Origin of the sequence: Streptomyces sp. 549 (genome assembly GCF_030124175.1) — a bacterium.
In the GTDB taxonomy this organism is placed as follows: Bacteria; Actinomycetota; Actinomycetes; order Streptomycetales; family Streptomycetaceae; genus Streptomyces.
On record NZ_JASKMT010000024.1, the window covers coordinates 1 to 19060 of the forward strand.

General features: G+C 71.4%; 17 protein-coding genes. 10 read left to right on the forward strand and 7 right to left on the reverse strand.

Going from position 1 to position 19060, the window contains the following annotated elements:
* Positions 1–26: 26 nt before the first annotated feature.
* On the reverse strand, positions 27–623 hold the full coding sequence (locus QNO07_RS21900) for a hypothetical protein (RefSeq protein WP_283993950.1): 597 nt from the start codon (positions 621–623) through the stop codon (positions 27–29).
* A gap of 151 nt (positions 624–774) precedes the next feature.
* Here QNO07_RS21900 and QNO07_RS21905 point away from each other — a divergent pair, with 151 nt between their 5' ends.
* The 8 genes from QNO07_RS21905 to QNO07_RS21940 all read left to right on the forward strand — a co-directional run bounded on the left by QNO07_RS21905 (position 775) and on the right by QNO07_RS21940 (position 9765).
* On the forward strand, positions 775–1560 hold the full coding sequence (locus QNO07_RS21905; RefSeq protein WP_283993951.1) for an enhanced serine sensitivity protein SseB: 786 nt from the start codon (positions 775–777) through the stop codon (positions 1558–1560).
* A gap of 401 nt (positions 1561–1961) precedes the next feature.
* On the forward strand, positions 1962–2414 hold the full coding sequence (locus QNO07_RS21910; protein WP_283993952.1) for a peptidoglycan-binding domain-containing protein: 453 nt from the start codon (positions 1962–1964) through the stop codon (positions 2412–2414).
* A gap of 279 nt (positions 2415–2693) precedes the next feature.
* The gene (locus QNO07_RS21915; protein WP_283993954.1) at positions 2694–3461 is read left to right on the forward strand and encodes an enhanced serine sensitivity protein SseB C-terminal domain-containing protein; all 768 of its coding nucleotides are present in this window, start codon (positions 2694–2696) and stop codon (positions 3459–3461) included.
* Between the two features lie 187 nt (positions 3462–3648).
* Positions 3649–5310: an ABC transporter substrate-binding protein gene (locus tag QNO07_RS21920; RefSeq protein WP_283993955.1), complete on the forward strand. Its 1662-nt coding sequence runs from the start codon at positions 3649–3651 to the stop codon at positions 5308–5310.
* A gap of 85 nt (positions 5311–5395) precedes the next feature.
* Positions 5396–6400: an ABC transporter permease gene (locus tag QNO07_RS21925; RefSeq protein WP_283993956.1), complete on the forward strand. Its 1005-nt coding sequence runs from the start codon at positions 5396–5398 to the stop codon at positions 6398–6400.
* A complete protein-coding gene (locus tag QNO07_RS21930) occupies positions 6400–7359 on the forward strand; it encodes an ABC transporter permease (protein ID WP_283993957.1) in 960 nt (319 codons plus the stop codon). Before QNO07_RS21925 ends, QNO07_RS21930 begins: the two co-directional genes overlap by 1 nt.
* 4 nt (positions 7360–7363) lie before the next feature.
* A complete protein-coding gene (locus tag QNO07_RS21935) occupies positions 7364–8377 on the forward strand; it encodes an ABC transporter ATP-binding protein (RefSeq protein ID WP_283993958.1) in 1014 nt (337 codons plus the stop codon).
* The gene (locus tag QNO07_RS21940; RefSeq protein WP_283993959.1) at positions 8374–9765 is read left to right on the forward strand and encodes an ABC transporter ATP-binding protein; all 1392 of its coding nucleotides are present in this window, start codon (positions 8374–8376) and stop codon (positions 9763–9765) included. Before QNO07_RS21935 ends, QNO07_RS21940 begins: the two co-directional genes overlap by 4 nt.
* Positions 9766–9805: 40 nt before the next feature.
* On the opposite strand, the gene QNO07_RS21945 is transcribed toward QNO07_RS21940, so the two are convergent.
* Positions 9806–10423 carry a trimeric intracellular cation channel family protein gene (locus QNO07_RS21945; protein ID WP_283993960.1) on the reverse strand — a complete coding sequence of 206 codons (618 nt, stop codon included), beginning with the start codon at positions 10421–10423 and terminating at the stop codon, positions 9806–9808.
* Positions 10424–10497: 74 nt separating this feature from the next.
* Between QNO07_RS21945 and QNO07_RS21950 the strand changes: the two genes are divergently transcribed.
* Positions 10498–11337: a thioesterase family protein gene (locus tag QNO07_RS21950; protein ID WP_283993961.1), complete on the forward strand. Its 840-nt coding sequence runs from the start codon at positions 10498–10500 to the stop codon at positions 11335–11337.
* 85 nt (positions 11338–11422) lie between these two features.
* Here QNO07_RS21950 and mnmA read toward each other — a convergent pair whose 3' ends face one another.
* Positions 11423–12553 carry a tRNA 2-thiouridine(34) synthase MnmA gene (mnmA, locus tag QNO07_RS21955; protein WP_283993962.1) on the reverse strand — a complete coding sequence of 377 codons (1131 nt, stop codon included), beginning with the start codon at positions 12551–12553 and terminating at the stop codon, positions 11423–11425.
* A gap of 198 nt (positions 12554–12751) precedes the next feature.
* Here mnmA and QNO07_RS21960 point away from each other — a divergent pair, with 198 nt between their 5' ends.
* Entirely contained in the window at positions 12752–13429 is a 678-nt protein-coding gene (locus QNO07_RS21960) for an N-acetylmuramoyl-L-alanine amidase (protein ID WP_283993963.1), read from the forward strand.
* Between the two features lie 70 nt (positions 13430–13499).
* On the opposite strand, the gene QNO07_RS21965 is transcribed toward QNO07_RS21960, so the two are convergent.
* From QNO07_RS21965 to QNO07_RS21980, 4 genes are all read right to left on the reverse strand, one after another.
* A complete protein-coding gene (locus tag QNO07_RS21965; protein WP_283993964.1) occupies positions 13500–15548 on the reverse strand; it encodes a beta-galactosidase in 2049 nt (682 codons plus the stop codon).
* The gene (locus tag QNO07_RS21970) at positions 15548–16447 is read right to left on the reverse strand and encodes a carbohydrate ABC transporter permease (protein WP_283993965.1); all 900 of its coding nucleotides are present in this window, start codon (positions 16445–16447) and stop codon (positions 15548–15550) included. Before QNO07_RS21970 ends, QNO07_RS21965 begins: the two co-directional genes overlap by 1 nt.
* On the reverse strand, positions 16444–17394 hold the full coding sequence (locus QNO07_RS21975) for a carbohydrate ABC transporter permease (RefSeq protein WP_283993966.1): 951 nt from the start codon (positions 17392–17394) through the stop codon (positions 16444–16446). The genes QNO07_RS21970 and QNO07_RS21975 overlap by 4 nt, the downstream gene beginning before the upstream one ends.
* Positions 17395–17570: 176 nt before the next feature.
* The gene (locus tag QNO07_RS21980) at positions 17571–18932 is read right to left on the reverse strand and encodes an ABC transporter substrate-binding protein (protein ID WP_283993968.1); all 1362 of its coding nucleotides are present in this window, start codon (positions 18930–18932) and stop codon (positions 17571–17573) included.
* Positions 18933–19060: the final 128 nt, after the last annotated feature.

The following is a 19060-nucleotide window of genomic DNA, read 5'->3' on the forward strand; positions in this document are numbered from 1 at the left end:
CGGCGACCGTGGCACCCGCTGAGCCCTCAGAGCACGCGGCGCCCGCGAAGCCGACTGCCGGGGGCGGCAGGCGTGGGCACGCCGTCGGTGGGCAGCTCCGGCAGGCTGCCGCCCAGCAGGCCGAGGACCAGCTCCAGCACCGCGCCGAGCGCGTCGGTGAGCGCGGTGACGATCGAGGACGGATCGTTCGCGGCGGCGGCCTCCACCAGTGCGTCGACCTTCTTCTGCAGGTCGGCGGCGGACTTGGACACGTCCGCGCCGGGGGCGGCGGCCCGCCGGGCGTCGGCGGCCGGCGCCTGCTCCTGGACCGCGTCCAGCGCGGTCCGCACGGCTGCCTGGTGCTTCGCGGCCTCCTCGGCCGTCAGCTTTCCGCCGTCGGCCTTCAGCACGGCGTCGAACAGGTGGGACACGGGGGTGAGCACCCCGCCGGCCTGGCTCATGGCCCGCACCTGGCCGGCCAGGGCCTCATCCGCGGGCAGGGGGGCGGCGGGGGCCTCCGCCGTGGTGGACTCGGCGCGTGCCATCGCGGGGGTCGCGGCGACCGCCGTTCCGATGGTGCCGAACGCCAGCGCGCCGGCCATGGCGGCCGCGACAGCGGCGGAAGCGGTCATGTTGCTGCGCATGGGAAGGATTCCTCCGAAAAGCTGCGGGTGGGGACGTGCTCCACTTTTCGAGACATGACAACTTTCCGCAACCGCACGCTCACGTACGGTGGCAACCGGGTGAGCGGGACCCGGGCACGGCGCGGGCAGCGGCCCGGTTAGGGTTCCGCTCATGACAGTTCCTCAGCAGCCGCAGCACTTCGGTCCGGGGCACGGCGGTGGCTGGCCCGGCAACGAACTGGAGGAGACCCTCGCCGCCTCCCTGGGCGTGCCCGAGGCAGGTGGCCGGCTGCTGGAGGTGCTGGGACGCAGCAGCCTGTGGGTGCCGCTGCCCGAGGGTGGCGGTCCGGGCAGCCCGAGCATCGACCTGCCCACCGTGCAGCTGGAGGACGGGCCCTACGTTCCCGTGTACAGCTCCGAGCAGCAGTTCCTGGAGTGCGTGCGGGTGCGCATGCCGTTCGCCGTGGTGCCCGCCCGCGAGTTCGCCCGCGGCCTGCCGCCGCAGATCGGCATCGTCGTCAACCCCGAGGGAACGGTCGGCATGCCGCTGCCGCCCGAGGCGGTGGCCGAGCTGTGCCGCGACGGCGGCCTGGAGCGGCTGCCCGGTGCGCCCAGCGGGGCCCGGATGCGGCTGTTCGAACCCGACTGGCAGGACGACCCGCTGGAGTTCCTGGGCGCCGCCGTGGAGGAGTTCGCCGCGCTGCCGCAGGTGCGGACCGCCCGCCGGGGGCTCGCCAGCGCCGAGGGCGACCCGCCGGCGCTGTTCGTGGGCGTGGAGCTGGACGTGATCGACCCCGAGACCCGCCAGGCCGTGCACGACGCCCTGGGTCGCGCCCTGGGCCGGGCGCCGGTGAAGTGGCCGGTGCAGCTGGTGCTGCTGGACGCCGCGCACGACCCGGTCGTGGACTGGATGCGGGAGTGCGTCCGCACCTTCTACACCCGTGCACCCTCCGCCTGAGCGCACCCGGATCGCCCGGCCCGCCCGGAGTTGTGCCGGTGGCTGCCGACGGGTCGGTTTCGGAAAGGGCTGCCCGCAGAACCACCCGCAACGCGACATGTCTCCCCTGCGCGTCAGGGACCGCCGATCCGGCCCTGCGCCCCGGCCACATGCTGCATGGGTCGTCACGGCAGGCCCCACGGCACGACCGCACCCCTGTGCGGCGTCAGGCAGCCCCCGCTCATCGTCCCCCCACTGCGCCTCGGCGTGCGATGTCCCAGCAGGTCAGCGGGTGGGACATCCCAGGACGGCGTCACTTCCGTGCCAACCGTGGCCGAGCGTCGCACCGACCCCGCAGGCTCGTTGCGGAGCCGGCCGGCGCGGTCGGCTCCGACCACCGCACGTCAATCGAGGGGAACAGCATGCGAGCTCTCACGAAGGCACTCGTCAGTGCCACCGCCGCGGTCGGGATCGCCGCTGGCGGGCTGGCCACCGCGGGCACGGCCATGGCGGCTCCCGCCCCGGCTCAGCAGCAGGCGGCGAGCGCCGACGCCGTCGCACCGCTCGCCGTGGTCAACCTGGGACTGAGCACCGCAGAGGCCAAGAAGGTCCAGGACTGGCTGAAGCGGTACCACGGCTACAACGGCGCCAGGGACGGACAGCTGGGCACCAACAGCTGGAAGGCGTTCCAGCGCGGCCTCGCGAAGCACCACGGCTACCAGGACAAGATCGACGGCATCGTCGGCCCCAACACGGTGAAGGCGTTGCAGCGCATGCTCAAGAAGCACTGGAACTACAACGGCGCCATCGACGGCATCGCCGGATCGGGGACCCAGGCCGCGTTCAAGCGGTTCGCCAACGGAAACCCCACCTGAGCAACTGCCCGACCGCTCCCACCACACGCGCCGCGGCCCGTCCCCCCCGTAAGGGTGGGGACGGGCCGCGTGCCTGTGCCGGCGGTGGTCGTCTGCCCGCATCGGGAAAGCACAGAGAGCACCGACAGGGCCAAGCTGAGTACCCGTGCTCATTCCTGCCGAGTAGGTGGTTGAGTACCCGCAGCGCTGCCGTCCCCGCCTCGTAAGCTGGTTGGATGTCGACGGCGGGGTGCAGACGCGTGCCCTGGGCAGTGACCGAAGTCGAGAAGGGCGGCCAGGGTGAGCGCGGGTGAGAGCGTGGAGCAGCTGCTGCGCCAGGTGGCACCGGGCCGGTACGACACCTACGAGGAACTGCTGCGCCGGCTCGCGTCCGGGCAGGTCTGGATGCTGCTGTGGCACGGCCGCCCCGGCGCCCCCGACGCGCAGTACGGGAACATGGAGGTCGGCGGGCACGGCTACGCGCCCTGCGTGACGTCCGCCCAGGAGCTGGCCGCCTCCGGCTGGAACCGTGCCCACGAGGTCGTCACCGGCCGTGACGTGGCGGCCGCGCTCTACCCCGACCGCTGGGGGCTGTGGCTCAACCCGCACGTGCCCGGCGGCGGCGTCGGGGTGCCCTGGCTGGACCTTCGCCGCATGGCGGGCGGCCTGGAGCGGCTGCCGGCCGGCCCGCTGCGGATCAGCGAACCCGCGCTGGAGATCCCGCACTTCTACGCCCAGCTCATGCACAACGCGCAGCGCACCCCCGCGGTGCGCAGCCTGCGCCGGGCGTGGGTGCAGCCCGCGCTGGGGGTGGCGTACCTGGTCATCGGCCTCGACCTGTACGACACCGGCCGCCCGGCGGTGGACTCGGTGCGCTCGATGATGGAGCAGTCCGTCGCGGCCGTGCCCGACGGCCTGCCCGTGTCGACGGTCGCGATGTCCGACGACTACGACCCGGTCGCGATGTGGCTGCGCGCCAACTCCCGTCCGTTCTTCGACCGCGACGCGCACGGTCCGGCACCGGCCGCGGCACCCGGTTACGGATACGGCTACCCGCGGGCGTACTGACATCACGGCAGGTAGCGGACGCGCGCGATCCGATTGCGGGGTATTGCCCGCTTAACCGCCAACTCCCGTCAGCAGCAGGGTCTCAGCTCGGTATCACCGACATGCGGACGGTTCACACCTCTGTCTGTACACGGCTAATGTTCGGGCGACCAATGTCGGCACCACCACATCACCCCCGAGGTGGACCATGCGAATGAAGAGTTCCAGGGTCGTTCAGACGATCGCGGCCACCCTCGCGGTGGGTGTGATCGCCACTGGATGCAGCAGCGAGCGCGACGGAGAGGCCAGCAACGACAAGCCCTTCGTCTTCGGCGCCGCGGGCGACCCGGCCTCTCTCGACCCGTCCCTCGCCAGTGACGGCGAGACCTACCGCGTCACCCGCCAGGCGTTCGAGGCCCTGCTGGAGCACGAGTCCGGCGGCAGCGAGATCGTCGGCGGCCTGGCCGAGGAGTGGTCCAGCAACGACGCCGGCACCGAGTGGACGTTCAACCTGCGCAAGGGCGTCAAGTTCCACGACGGTGAGGACCTCAACGCCGCGGCCGTCTGCAAGAACTACGACCGCTGGTACAACTGGGAGGGCACCTACCAGCTCGACGCCCTGTCGTACTACTGGCAGAAGGTCTTCGGCGGTTTCGCGAAGAACGAGAACAAGGACATCCCCGAGAGCAACTACGACGGTTGCACCGCCGAGGACGACTCCACCGTCGTCATCAAGGTGAAGAAGGCGACCGCGAACCTCCCGGGCGGCTTCTCGCTCCAGGCGCTGGCCATCCACTCGCCGAAGTCGATCGACGCCTACGACAAGGACAAGGCGTCCGGCAAGGGCGACTCGATCAGCTACCCGAAGTACAGCCAGGAGGCCGGCACGGTCGCCGGTACCGGCCCGTTCAAGATCTCCTCCTGGAACAAGGGCAACAAGGAAGTCACCCTCGAGAAGTTCGACGACTACTGGGGTGACAAGGCGGGTGTCGGCAAGCTCGTCTTCCGCACCATCGACGAGGAGGCCGCCCGCCGCCAGGCGCTGCAGGCCGGCAACATCCAGGGCTACGACCTGGTCGCCCCGTCGGACGTCGCCACGCTGGAGAAGGACGGCTTCCAGGTCCCGGTCCGCGACGTCTTCAACATCTTCTACCTGGCGTTCACGGAGGAGGCCAACAAGGCCTTCGCCAAGAAGGACGTGAGGCAGGCGATCGCGCACGCGATCGACCGCAAGAACATCGTGGACACCCAGCTGCCCGACGGCGGCAAGGTCGCGACCCAGTTCATGCCGGACACCATCGACGGCTTCTCGGACAAGGTCACCACCTACGACCACGACCCGAAGAAGGCCAAGGACCTGCTCGCCAAGGCCGGTGAGGAGAACCTGAAGGTCAACTTCTGCTACCCGACCGAGGTCACCCGCCCGTACATGCCGGCCCCGGCCGACATGTTCGAGATCATGAAGGCCGACCTGGAGAAGGCCGGCGTCTCGGTCACCCCGAAGCCGATGAAGTGGACCCCGGACTACATCGACACCACCCGCGACGGTGGATGCGAGATGTACCTGCTCGGCTGGACCGGTGACTTCAACGACGGCTACAACTTCATCGGCACCTGGTTCGGCGGCTACCAGAAGGAGTGGGGCTTCCGCGACGACAAGGTCTTCGACGCGGTGAAGGAAGCAGGCTCCGAGCCGGTCACGGAGAAGCGGGTCGAGCTCTACAAGAAGGCCAACGAGGTCATCATGGACTACCTCCCCGGTGTCCCGATCTCCTCGTCGCCGCCCTCGATCGCCTTCGCCAAGAACGTCAACCCGCCGGAGGTCTCCCCGCTGACGCAGGAGAACTTCGCCGAGGCCTCGTTCAAGTAGCACGCACTCGCGCAGGGTCCGCCCGGCCACAGCACGACCGTGGCCGGGCGGACCTGCCCATGAATGAAGAAAGGGGCATCGCGGGGTGTTGCGTCTCGTCGTCCGAAGACTGCTGCAACTCGTTCCCACCCTGCTCGGCCTGTCGGTTCTGCTCTTCCTGTGGCTGAACCGGCTTCCCGGCGGCCCGGCGGCAGCGATGCTGGGTGAGCGGGCCACCGCCGAGGACAAGGCACGCATCGAGGCCGCACTCGGCCTCGACCAGCCGGTGTGGGTGCAGTACGGCAGATTCCTCAAGCGCCTGTCCGAACTGGACCTGGGCACGTCCTCGCAGACCGGCCAGCCGGTGCTGGAGGAGTTCACCCGGCGTTTCCCCGCCACGGTCGAACTCGGTGTCACCGCCATGATCATCGCGATCGCCGTCGGCATCCCGCTGGGCTACTTCGCCGCCCGGCGCCGCGGCAGCTGGCTCGACGTGAGCGCGGTGTCCGGCTCGCTGCTGGGCATCTGCATCCCGGTGTTCTTCCTCGCCTTCATCCTGAAGGCGATCTTCGCCGTCCAGCTCCACTGGTTCCCCAGCGACGGACGGCAGAGCACCGGCATCAACGCCACCGAGGTCACCGGGTTCTACACCCTGGACGGGCTGCTCACCGGCGAGTTCGACGCGACCTGGGACGCGCTGATGCACCTGGTGCTGCCCGCGCTGGCGCTCGCCTCGATCCCGCTGGCGATCATCACGCGCATGACCCGGGCCAGCGTGCTGGAGGTGCTCGGCGAGGACTACGTCCGCACCGCCGAGGCCAAGGGCCTCAAGCAGTCCGTGGTGCGGGTGCGGCACGTGCTGCGCAACGCCCTGCTGCCCGTGGTCACCGCCATCGGCCTGATGACCGGCGGTCTGCTTTCCGGAGCGGTCCTCACCGAGTCGGTCTTCGCCTTCGGCGGTATCGGCTCCTTCATCCGAACCGCCATCGACGCCCGGGACTACCCGGTGCTGGTCGGATTCATCATGTTCATCGCGATGACGTACGTGTTCATCAACCTGCTGGTTGACATCGCGTACAGCGTCATCGATCCGAGAGTGCGGGTGCACTGATGAGCCTCACGTCCAAGAAGACGGACAAGATCGACCGGCTCGCCGAGCTCACCGCACAGTCGGAGTCCACCACCGGCGCCAGCCTGTGGGTGGTGGCGATGCGCCGCCTGAGGACCAGCAAGATGGCCCTCGTCGGCGCCTGCGTCATCGGCGTGTTCGTGATCCTCGCGGTCATCGGCCCGTGGATAGCCCCCTACGACCCGGCGCAGATGTGGCGCGGCGAGGTGTTCCGCAACCGCGGCATATTCATCGGCCCGCGCGCGGAGAACTGGCTCGGCCTGGACCACCTGGGACGGGACGTCTACTCCCGCATGCTGGTCGGCGCCCGGCAGACGCTGCTGGTCGGTGTCGTCGCGACGCTGCTCGGCTTCACGATCGGCGCGCTCATCGGCGGTGCCTCCGGTGCCGCACTGACCCTGGGCGGACGGATCGGCCAGCGGGTCGACGCCGTCATCATGCGGTTCATCGACATGATGCTGGCCCTGCCCTCCCTGCTGCTCGCGGTCAGCATCGCCGCGGTGCTCGGCCAGAGCCTCACCACCGTCATGATCGCGGTGGGTGTCGTGCAGATCCCCGTCTTCGCCCGCCTGCTGCGCGGTGCGATGCTGGCCCAGGGCAACTCCGACTACGTGCTCGCCGCCAAGGCGCTCGGCGTGCGCAAGCGCCGGATCGTGCTGTCGCAGATCCTGCCCAACTCGCTCAGCCCGGTCATCGTCCAGGCCACCCTGAGCCTGGCCACCGCCATCATCGAGGCCGCCGCCCTGTCCTACCTGGGACTGGGCAACCCGGACGCGTCCGTGCCCGAGTGGGGCGTCATGCTCGCCCAGGCGCAGACGTTCTTCGACACCGCCCCGATGCTCGCGGTCTACCCCGCGGTCGGCATCATCATCACCGCTCTCGGCTTCACCCTGCTCGGCGAGGCCATGCGGGAAGCCCTCGACCCGAAACTGCGGAGCTGATGTCATGTCGCTGCTTTCCGTGGACGAACTGACCGTCACCTTCACCGGGCGCGGGCACCGCGACGTGCGTGCCGTCTCCGGCGTCTCCTTCTCCGTCGACCAGGGCCAAGTGGTGGGCCTGGTCGGGGAGTCGGGGTGCGGCAAGAGCGTCACCTCGCTGGCCCTGATGGGTCTGCTGCCCAGCCGCGGCACCACCGTCGGCGGCCGGGCCGACTTCGACGGCACCGACCTGTTCTCCCTGAGCAAGGCGCGGATGCGGGACCTTCGCGGCTCCCAGCTCGCGATGATCTTCCAGGACCCGCTGTCCTCGCTGAACCCGGTGGTCCCCATCGGGGTGCAGGTCACCGAGATCCTGGCCAGGCACCGCGGCATGAAGGGGGAGGCGGCCCGCAAGGAGGCCGCCTCGCTGCTGGAGCGGGTCGGCATTCCTGACCCGACGCGGCGCCTCAAGGAGTACCCGCACCAGCTCTCCGGCGGCATGCGGCAGCGCGCCCTGATCGCCATGGCGGTCGCCTGCGCGCCCCGCCTGCTGATCGCCGACGAGCCGACCACCGCGCTGGACGTCACCATCCAGGCGCAGATCCTGGAACTGCTCAAGGAGCTCGTCGACCAGGAGGGCACCGCCCTGCTGATGATCACCCACGACCTGGGGGTCGTCGCCGGGCTCTGCGACCAGGTGAACGTGCTCTACGCCGGCAAGGTCGTCGAGTCGGCCGAGCGCCGGCCGCTGTTCGCGCACCCCACCCACCCCTACGCGCACGGCCTGCTGGGGTCGATCCCCCGGCTGGACGCGCCGCGCGGTGAGCCGCTGAACCCCATCCGCGGTTCCATCAACGACCAGATCGCCTGGGCCGACGGCTGCGCCTTCGCGCCCCGCTGCGACTTCTACACCCTGGAGTGCCTCGAGGGCACGCCGGCACTGACCGAACCGCGGGCCGCCGGCCACCAGGTCCGATGCGTCAACCCGGTGATGCCGCAGCGCGACACCGGCCTGGAGAAGACGGAGGCCGGCACATGAGCCTGCTCGAACTGAACGGGGTGAAGGTCCACTTCCCGGTCAAGAAGGGTGTCTTCTTCGACCGTACGATCGGCCACGTCTACGCCGTGGACGGGGTGTCCCTGTCGGTGGAGCCCGGCCAGACCTACGGCCTGGTCGGCGAGTCCGGCTGCGGCAAGACGACGCTGGGCCGGTCCATCCTGCGGTTGGTGGACATCACCGAGGGCGAGGTCGTCTTCGACGGCACCGACCTGGCGAAGCTGCCGAGCGAGGAGATGCGCAGGTTCCGCCGCCGCCTCCAGATGGTCTTCCAGGACCCGCTGGGCAGCCTCAACCCGCGGCAGAACATCGAGTCGATCCTGTCCGAGGGCATGGCGGCGCACGGCATCGGCGCCGACCGCGAGGAGCGCCGGACGAAGATCAAGGAGATCCTCGCCCGGGTCGGCCTGCCCACCAACGCGCTCTCGCGCTACCCGCACGAGTTCTCCGGCGGCCAGCGCCAGCGCATCGGCATCGCCCGCGCGCTGGTCCTGGAACCGGACGTCATCATCTGCGACGAACCCGTCTCGGCGCTGGACGTCTCCATCCAGGCGCAGGTGATCAACCTGCTGGAGGACATCCAGAAGTCGATGGGCCTGACCTACGTGGTCATCGCCCACGACCTGGCCGTGGTGCGGCACATCTCGGACGTCATCGGCGTCATGTACCTGGGCTCGCTCGTGGAGGAGGCGGACAGCGACGCGCTGTACGCCGAGCCGCGGCACCCGTACACCAAGGCGCTGATGTCGGCGGTGCCGGTGCCGGACCCGGAGGTGGAGGACAGCCGCGAGCGCATCCTGCTCACCGGCGACCTGCCCTCCCCGGCCAACCCGCCGGCCGGCTGCCGCTTCCACACCAGGTGCCCGTGGAAGCAGGAGACCCTGTGCGCCACCGACCGCCCGGAGCTGAAGGACGTCGGCGGCGGCCACAAGGTCGCCTGCCACTGGACGGCCGACATCGAGGCCGGCCGCATCCAGCGCGCTGAGCAGTCCGTGCCGGCCACCCTGGGCGGCCCGCCCTCGCGCACCCACGCCGCCCATGAGGGCGCCGAGGCCGCGGCGGGCGCCGGGGACGCGGCGGCGACGGGCGCGGTCGCGGTGCCGACCGTCGGAGCCGTACCGTCCATCGGCGCGGTGCCCACGGCCGGACCGGCGACCGTGACGAAGACCGGCCCGAGTGGGGAACCCGAGGTCGCGTCGGAGGCCGGGCCGAAGTCCGAGCCGACGACCGACCCGAAGGGCGAGGCGACAACCGACCCGAAGGGCGAGGCGGAGGGCGAGGCGAAGGCGCAGCCGTCCGGCTCCGGCTCCGGCTCGGACTCCTCGGATTCGGACTCCTCCGGTTCGTCGGACTCCTCCGGTTCCTCCTAGCGGGTGTCCGGGTGGGCGGGCCGGTCGGTCCGCCCACCCGTCAGCCGGCCTCCTCGTCGCGGTGCGGCCGGGGCAGGTGCAGGCCGAGGAACATCGCGCTCAGGCGGAGGGCGAAGACCAGTCCGGCGGAGACCATCGCGGCCGGGTTCTGGTCCACCTCCAGCCAGTCCAGCAGCAGGTAGCACAGCGCGCCGGCGAACGCCGCCGTGGCGTACACGTCCTCGCGCAGCAGCAGCGGCGGGAACTCGCCGCACAGGATGTCCCGCACCACCTCGCCCGTCACGCCGGTCAGCACGGCGAGGATCAGCACGGCCAGCGGGGTGACGCCCGAGTCGATGGCCGCCCGCGCGCCGATCACCGTCACCACGGCCAGCCCGACGGCGTCCACCAGGAGCAGCGAGCGGTGCGGCAGCTTCCAGAAGCGCAGGTAGACCATGGTGAGGATGCCCACGCTGCCCACGACCGTCAGCAGCACCCAGTCCTGGGTCCAGTAGAGCGGGTCGCGGTCGAGGATGAGGTCGCGCAGGGTGCCGCCGGAGACCGCGGCGGCGAACGCCAGCACCAGGCCGCCGAACGGGTCCATGTTGGCGCGGTGGGCCGCCAGCACGCCGCTGGCCGCGAAGGCGGAGACACCGACCAGGTAGAGCACGTGGAGCATGCAGGGATCATGTCATCGAGCCGGGCGAAGCCCTACCCTACCGGTGAGTAACCGAAGGCTGTACCGTTCTGTGCATGAGCGAGGCAACCATCGGGGACAGCGAGTTCGACCGGGACACCCAGGTCCGGCTGCGGCAGCCGGGCGTGTACGACATCGACCTGCCGGACGGCTGGTCGATCGGCGGAGCACTCAACGGCGGATACCTGCTGGCGGTGCTCGGGCGCACCCTCGCCGACGCCCTCACCCACTCCGACCCCTTCTCCGTCACCGCGCACTACCTGTCGGCCAGCCGCCCCGGCCCCGCCGAGATCCGAACCGACACCGCCAGCCGCGGACGCAGCCTCTCCACCGGCTCGGCCGGCCTGTTCCAGACGGACAAGGACGGCACGCAGACCGAGCGCATCCGGGTGCTCGCCACCTACGGCGACCTGGACGCGCTCACCGACGAGGTGCGCACGGCCGCGAAGCCGCCCGAGCTACCGCCGATGGAGCACTGCCTCAGCGCCTCGGACGCCCCCGGCGGCGCGGAGAGCGCACCGCCCATCGCCCGCCGGCTCGACCTGCGGCTGGACCCGGACACCGTGGGCTGGGCGGTCGGCGCGCCCAGCGGGCGCGGTGAGATCCGCGCCTGGTTCGCGCTCGCGGACGGCCGCGACATCGACCCGCTGGCACTGCTGCTCGCCGTGGACGCGCTGCCGCCGACCGCGTTCGACCTGGGCATCAAGGGGTGGGTGCCGACCATCGAGCTGACCGTGCACATCCGCTGCCGTCCCGCGCCGGGCCCGGTCCGCGTCGTCATCACCACCCGCAACCTCGCCGGGGGTTTCCTGGAGGAGGACGCGGAGGTGTGGGACAGCCTGGACCGGCTCGTCGCACAGTCGCGCCAGCTGGCCCGGGTGCCCGTCGGCTCCTGACCGGCCGCCTGACTGCCGACTCCCGACCGGCCGCCGCCCGGCAGCCCGGAGCACGTCTCCGGGGCCGCCGCAGAGGCGGTCGGTGTCAGCCGCTCACGCGCTCGGCGCGGCGGGTGGTGGCGATCGTCGCCGAGCCGACGACGCGGGTGCCGTCGTACAGCACAACGGCCTGGCCCGGCGCCACGCCGCGCACCGGCTCGTCGAACCGCACGGTCAGCTCGCCGCCGGCCGCCTCCGCCGTCACCGGCGTCTCGCCGCCGTGCGCGCGGAACTGCGCCGTGTACCGGCCCGGCCCCACGGGAACCGTGCCGCACCAGCGGGGCCGGATCGCGGTGAGCGCCACCACGTCGAGCGCCTCCGCCGGGCCCACGGTGACGGTGTTGTCCACCGGTGAGATGTCCAGCACGTACCGCGGCTTGCCGTCCGCCGCCGGGTGGCCGATGCGCAGGCCCTTGCGCTGGCCGACGGTGAAGCCGTAGGCGCCCTCGTGGGTGCCGAGCTTGCGGCCGTCCTCGTCGAGAATGTCGCCCTCGGCCGTGCCGAGGTGCTTCGCCAGGAACCCCTGGGTGTCGCCGTCGGCGATGAAGCAGATGTCGTGGCTGTCGGGCTTCCGGGCGACGGCCAGGCCGCGGCGCTCGGCCTCGGCGCGGATCTCGTCCTTCGTCGTCAGGGTGTCGCCCAGCGGGAACAGGGCGTGCGCCAGCTGCCGCTCGTCGAGCACACCGAGTACGTACGACTGGTCCTTCGCCTCGTCGCTGGCGCGGTGCAGCTCGCGGTGGCCGTCCGCGCCGGTCACCACCGTCGCGTAGTGGCCGGTGCAGACCGCGTCGAAGCCCAGCGCCAGCGCCTTGTCCAGCAGCGCGGCGAACTTGATCTTCTCGTTGCAGCGCAGGCAGGGGTTGGGCGTGCGGCCCGCCTCGTACTCGGCGACGAAGTCGTCGACCACGTCCTCGCGGAACCGCTCGGCGAGGTCCCACACGTAGAAGGGGATGCCGATCACGTCGGCGGCCCGGCGGGCGTCCCGCGAGTCCTCGACGGTGCAGCAACCGCGGGCCCCGGTGCGGAACGACTGCGGGTTCGCCGACAGGGCGAGGTGGACGCCGGTCACGTCGTGGCCGTCCTCCACCGCGCGGGCGGCGGCGACGGCGGAGTCCACGCCGCCGGACATGGCGGCCAGTACACGGAGCCGCGGGCGCGGCGCAGTCGAGTCAGTCATAACCCCTCCAGGGTACGGGCCCGCGGACGGCCCCCGCCCGCCCGGCAGCCGTCGCCGCCGGCGCGCGGCCCGCGGCAGCCGTCACGGATCACCGGAACCGTGGGGCGGGCGGGCGCGTTGGACCGTCGTAGAGCACAACCGGACGCCTGTCGGCCGCCCCTCGCGGCCCGCGGTGTCCACCGGCGATCGGGGACGGCGATGGCGGCTCATGCGCAGGAACGACGCGGGGTCAGCAGGCGGGCCCTGCTGGTGGGCGGGGGCGCCGCCGCGGTGCTCGGCGGCGTGGGCTACGCCCAGCGCGACGAGCTGAGCCGCCTGTGGTGGCGCATGCCCGGCAACGAGAAGCCCCGCATCGAGGGCGAGGTGGACCTGGCGGGTGCGGAGTGGGTCGCCGCGTCCACCGCGAACTGGCGCCGCGCCAGCCGCCCGGACGACTACACGATCGACCGGGTGGTCGTCCACGTCATCCAGGGCAGCTACGAGATCGCGCTGAAGGTGTTCCGCGACCCGACGCACCGCGCCGCCGCGCACTACGTGCTGCGCACCTCCGACGGCAGGGTCGCCCAGACCGTGCGGGAGCTGGACGTGGCGTACCACGCGGGCAACCGCGCCTACAACGAGCGCAGCATCGGCATCGAGCACGAGGGCTTCGTCGACCGCCCCGAGTCCTTCACCGACGCCATGTACCGCGCCTCGGCGCGGATCACCGCCGACATATGCGACCGGTACGGGTTCCCCCGCGACCGGGAGCACATCATCGGCCACAACGAGGTGCCCGGTGCCGACCACACCGACCCGGGGCCGCACTGGGACTGGGACAAGTACCTGGCCATGGTGCGCGAGGTACCCGCCCGTTCCGGCGACGCCCAGGTCTGAGCCCCGGCCGGACGGCTGCGCGGCGCGGGACTCGCCGCGGGCAGCCGCCCGGCCGGGTGTTCCGGTGGGCTCAGGCGCCCCTCTCGCGCACCACGACCACGTCGCCCGCCGCCACCGTGCACGGGCCGTCGTATCGGACGCCGTCGAGCAGGCCGGTGCCGTGCACGTCGACGACGGTGGCGTCCCGGTCGCCGTGGTTGACCAGGAAGAGGTAGCTCCGACTCCCCTTCACCCGCCGTACCGCCTCCACGCCGGGCGGCACCGCGAGGGCGGGCCCGGCGCCCGCGTCGCGGCACACGGCCGCGAGCACGTCCCGCAGCACGGCCGGTCCGGGTCGGGTCGCGACGTACCAGGCGGCGCCGTCGCCGTAGGCGTGCCGGGTGACGGCGGCGCCGCCAGGCGCGGGCCCGCCGTCGGGGCCCTCGGCGAACCGCAGCCGGGTCTGCGCGCCGTGCGGTTCCACCCGCTCCGCCCACAGCCGGGCGGTGGAGCCGTCGGAGAGCGCCACCTGCTCGTCCTCGCGCAGTGGCAGGTACTCGTCCACGACCAGGCCCAGCAGGTCCCGGAAGGCCCCGGGGTGGCCGCCGAGCCGTACGTGGTCGTTCACGTCTGCCACGCCGCTGAAGCAGCCGACCGCGAGGTGCCCCCCGGACCGGACGAAGGTGTGCAGCGCCTCGGCGTCCTCGTCGGCGGTGAGGTAGAGGCTGGGCACGAGGACGGCCCGGTAGCGGCTCAGGTCGGCCCCGGGCGGGACGACGTCGCAGGTGACGCCCGTCGACCACAGCGCCTGGTACCAGTCGCGCACCACGTCCAGGTAGCGCAGGTGCACAGAGGGGCGGGCCTCCAGTTCCAGGGCCCACCAGGCCTGCCAGTCGAAGACCAGCGCCACCTCGGCGGCCACCGTGGAACCGCGCACCTCGGCGAGCACGCGCAGGTCGTCGCCGAGCGAGGTGACCTCACCCCAGGTCCGGGTGGAGGTACCGCCGTGCGGCAGCATCGCGGAGTGCCACTTCTCCGCGCCCGCTCTGGCCTGCCGCCACTGGAAGAACATCACCGCGTCGGCACCGCGGGCCAGGTGGGTGAGGCTGTTGCGGCGCATCTGGCCGGGCTGCTTGGCGAGATTGACGGGCTGCCAGTTCACCGCGGACGTGGAGTGCTCCATCAGCATCCACGGGCGGCCCCCGGCCATGCCGCGGGCGAGGTCCGCGTTGAGCGCCAGACCGATGTGCGCGTCGGGATCGGCCGCGGTGAGGTAGTGGTCCACGGACACCAGGTCGCACTCGGGGGCGAAGGCGAACCCGTCCACCTTCTTCTCCAGCGTGCCCATCAGGTTGGTGGTGACCGGTGTGCCGGGGGCGAGTTCGCGCAGCAGCGCGGTCTCGGCGCGGTGCCGGGCCAGCAGCGCGTCCGAGGAGAAGCGGCGGTAGTCCAGCGCCTGGCTCGGGTTGCCGAACGCCGGGGTGTCGCGGGGCGGCAGGATCTCCTCCCAGTCACCGTAGCGCTGGCTCCAGAAGTCTGTGCCCCAGGCGGAGTTGAGACCTTCCAGCGTGCCGTGCCGCTCGCGCAGCCAACCCCGGAACGCGGCGGCGCTGGTGTCGCAGTAGCACAGGGCGTTGTGGTTGCCCCACTCGTTGTGGACGTGCCACAGCACCACCGCCGGATGGTCGGCGTACCGCTCGGCCAGGGCCCGCACCAGCCGGTCGGCGGCCCGCGCGTAGTCGGGGCTGCTCGGGCAGAAGACCTGCCGCGAGCCGGGGGCGAGGCGGTTTCCGGCGGAGGTCTCGGGCAGCGACTGCGGGTGGGCGCGGCTGAACCAGGGCGGGGGAGCGGCGGTGGGGGTGGCGAGGTCGACGGCGATGCCGTGTGCGTGCAGCAGGTCGAGCACCCGGTCGAGCCACCCCCACTCGTAGGTGCCGGGGCGCGGTTCGATGCGGGACCAGGAGAACACGCCGACGGTGACCAGGTTGACGCCTGCCTCACGCATCAGGCGGGCGTCCTCGGCCCACACGTGCTCGGGCCACTGCTCGGGGTTGTAGTCGCCGCCGTAGGCGATGCCGCCGAGCCGCCCGGTGACGTGGTCCAGCGAGCGGAAGTCGGGTCGGTGGGGTCGGTGGGTCATCACTTCACCGCCCCGGCGGCCATGCCGGCCCGCCAGTAGCGCTGCAGCAGCAGGAAGGTGAGCACGATGGGCACGACCGACACCAGCGACCCCACGATGGTCAGGGTCTGCAACTGCGGCAGGCGGCTGATCTGGGACTGCCAGGTGAACAGTCCGAGGGTCACCGGGTAGAGCCGCTCGTCCTGCAGCATGACCAGGGGCAGCAGGAAGTTGTTCCAGATGACGACGAACTGGAAGAGGAACACCGTCACCAGGGCGGGGGCCATCATGCGCAGCGCGACGGTGAAGAAGATCCGGGTCTCCCCGGCGCCGTCCAGCCGGGCGGCCTCGATCACCTCCTCGGGGATGGAGGCCGCGGCGAAGATCCGGGAGAGGAAGACGCCGAACGGGCTGACGACGCTGGGCAGGAAGACCGACCAGAACGTGTTGGTGGCGTCGAACTCGGCGAACAGCAGGAACAGCGGCAGCGCGAGCGCGGTCGCGGGGACGAGCACGCCGCCCAGGACCACGGAGAAGATCGCCTCGCGCCCCCGGAACCGGTACATGGCCAGGGCGTATCCGGCCATCGCCGCCAGTAGCGTGCCCAGGGTCGCGCCGGCGCCCGCGTAGGCGAGGCTGTTGAGCAGCCAGCGGCCGAAGACGCCGTCCTGCTGGGTGAAGAGCGCCGAGAGGTTGGCGGTGAAGTGCCAGTCGGACGGCAGCAGGCCGGGGGTGCTGACCAGGTCGCTCTGGGTCTTGGTCGAGGAGACCAGCAGCCAGTACACCGGCAGCAGCATGTAGCAGGCGACCGCCGTCATGAACAGCACCGCCGCCATCGAGGACCAGGGCAGGCGGCGCGGACGGGGGGAGACCGCCTGTCGCGGGGCGTGGGCCCCCTCGGTGCGGGTCAGTACACTCATGCGCTCTTCCGTCCGGTGAACTTGAGGAAGCCGAACGACAGCACGAACGTCGCCAGCGCGAGGATCACCGACATGGCCGCGGCCTCGTGGTAGTTGTCGCCCGCCACCAGGGAGTAGGCAGCGAGGTTGGGGGTGTAGGTGCTGGTCACGCTGGTGGAGATGGCGCGCAGCACCTGGGGCTCGGTGAACAGCTGCAGGGTGCCGATGATGGAGAAGACCCCGGTGAGGATCAGCGCGGGCCGGATGACCGGGACCTTGATGCGCAGCGCGACGGTGAGCCCGCCGGCGCCGTCGGCCCGGGCCGCCTCCAGGATGTCTCGGGGCACGGCCTGCAGGGCGGCGTAGATGATCAGCATGTTGTAGCCGGTGTAGGTCCAGGTGACGATGTTGCCGATGGACCACAGGATGGCGCCGGGGCCCAGCAGGTCGGGGTCCGTGCCGAGGTCGCGCAGCAGGTCGACGACCGGGGACAGTCGGGGGTCGTACAGGAAGGCCCACATCAGGGCCGCCACCACGCCGGGGATGCCGTAGGGCACGAAGTAGACGATGCGGAAGAACTTCCGCAGCCGCGCGACGCCGGAGTCGAGGAGCAGCGCCAGCACGAGCGCCAGCAGCAGCATCACCGGGATCTGCACCAGGCCGAAGAGCAGCACCCGCACGACGCTGTCGGTGAACGAGGCGTCGCGCAGGACCTCGCCGTACTGCTCGAAGCCGGCGAAGGCGGTGCCGGTGGTGCCGAAGGTGCCGCCGGTGCGCTCGGTCCTGTGCAGGCTCTGCCAGAAGGCGTAGCCGATCGGGACCAGGGTGAAGAGCACGAAGGGGATCAGGAAGGGCGCGAGGAATCCCAGCGGCGCGAGGGTCCGGCGGCGGCGCGCTCGCCCGGTGGCGGGTGACGGGTCCGGCGGTGCCGCCGGCTGCGAGGCGGGTGGGGCGTTGAGGGTTGTCACGGCAGGCTTTCCGGTTGGGGCAGGCACCCGGTGCGGGCGCGCCCGCCGGGGGAGGGGCGGGCGCGCCCGCAGCGGGCGGCTGGTCACGTCGCGTCGCTGCGGGAGGTCAGGCCGCGACGAAAGGTCACTCCACGGCGAAGGTCACTCCACGGGGGAACGCCGCTCCGCGAGAGAGGTCACTCCTCGACGTCGAGGGACTGCTTGCGCAGCGACTCGACGCTCTTGGCGTCGGCCTCCGCCAGGGCGTCACCGAGGGAGGACTTGCCGGAGGTCGCGGCCGACGTCCCGTCGCTGATGAAGCGGTAGGTGTCGGTCATGGTGGGACCCCAGGCGAAGCCGGTGTTCACGTTCTGCGAGGCCTCGGCGAAGACGTCGAAGATCTTCTGCTTGCCGTAGAAGTCCACCGGCTCCTGGAGCGCGGGCAGTTGTGATCCCGCCTTGGCCGCGGGGAAGAGGCCGCCCTTGCGGTTGAGGATCTCCAGGGCTGCGGGGTCGGAGTTGAGCCACAGGGCGAACTTCGACGCCTCGTGGGGGTGTTCGGTGCCGGCCATCACCGTGGTGGTGGAGCCGCCCCAGTTGCCGGCCGCCGAGGCGCCCTTCTCCCACTGCGGCATGGGGGCGACGGCCCACTTGCCGGCTGTGCCCTTGGCGTTGTCGCGGATGGTGCTGTAGCCCCAGGCGGCGCTGATCCAGGTGACCACCTCGCCCTCGTCCCACGCCTTGTACAGGGCGGGGGAGAAGCCCTGCAGGTCGGTGGCGACCAGGTCGTCGTCGATCAGCTTCTGCCAGTAGTCCGCCACTTCACGGCTCTCGGGCCGGTCGACGGTCACCTTCCAGGTGTCGCCGTCGCGCTCGAACATCTCGGCGCCGTTCTGCCACAGCAGGCCGGTGAACCAGTTCGGGTCGGTCTGCGAGAAGTGCGTGACGTACTGGTTCTTGTCGGCCGCTTTGATCTTGCGTGCCGCCGCCTCGTACTCGGCCCAGGTGGTGGGGGCGGGGATGCCGAGCTTGTCGAAGACGTCCTTGCGGTAGAACAGGGCCATGGGGCCGATGTCCTGGGGGACCGCCCAGACGCCGTCCTCGCCGCCGGCCCCGAAGGTGGCCTGGGACCAGGTCCAGTCCGCGAAGTCGGCCTCGGCCTCGCTCACGCCCTCGCAGGCCGCGATGTCCCGCAGGCCGCCCTTGAGGCGGAAGCTGGCCAGCGAGTCGTACTCCACCTGCCCGAGGTCGGGGGCCTTGTCCGCCTTGATGGCGTTGGAGAGGTTCTGGTAGGTGCCGGCGTTCCCCGCGGGTGTGGTCTTCACCTTGACCTGGATGTCCGGGTTCTCGGAGTTCCACAGGGCGACGGCCTCTTCCATGCCGGGCACCCACGACCAGTAGTCCAGCGTCACCTTGCCCTTGCTCGGCTCGCAGGAAGCGGCGTCCGACGTGCCGCCCCCGTCGTCCCCGCCGGCGCAGCCGGTGAGTGTGACGAGGGTCAGCGCGAGCGCCGGGGCCACCAGTCGGCGTGGCGTCGGGTAACGCTTCTCAACGGCCATGGTTTCGCTCCTCGTACCTGTTTGCCCGCCCCGGTGGAGCGATGGCGGCAACCATCTGGACACGGCTCCGCGGAAGTCAACCTGCGTGGAACGAGCGTTTTCTGTTTGTCACCTTTCCGTAACCTGGA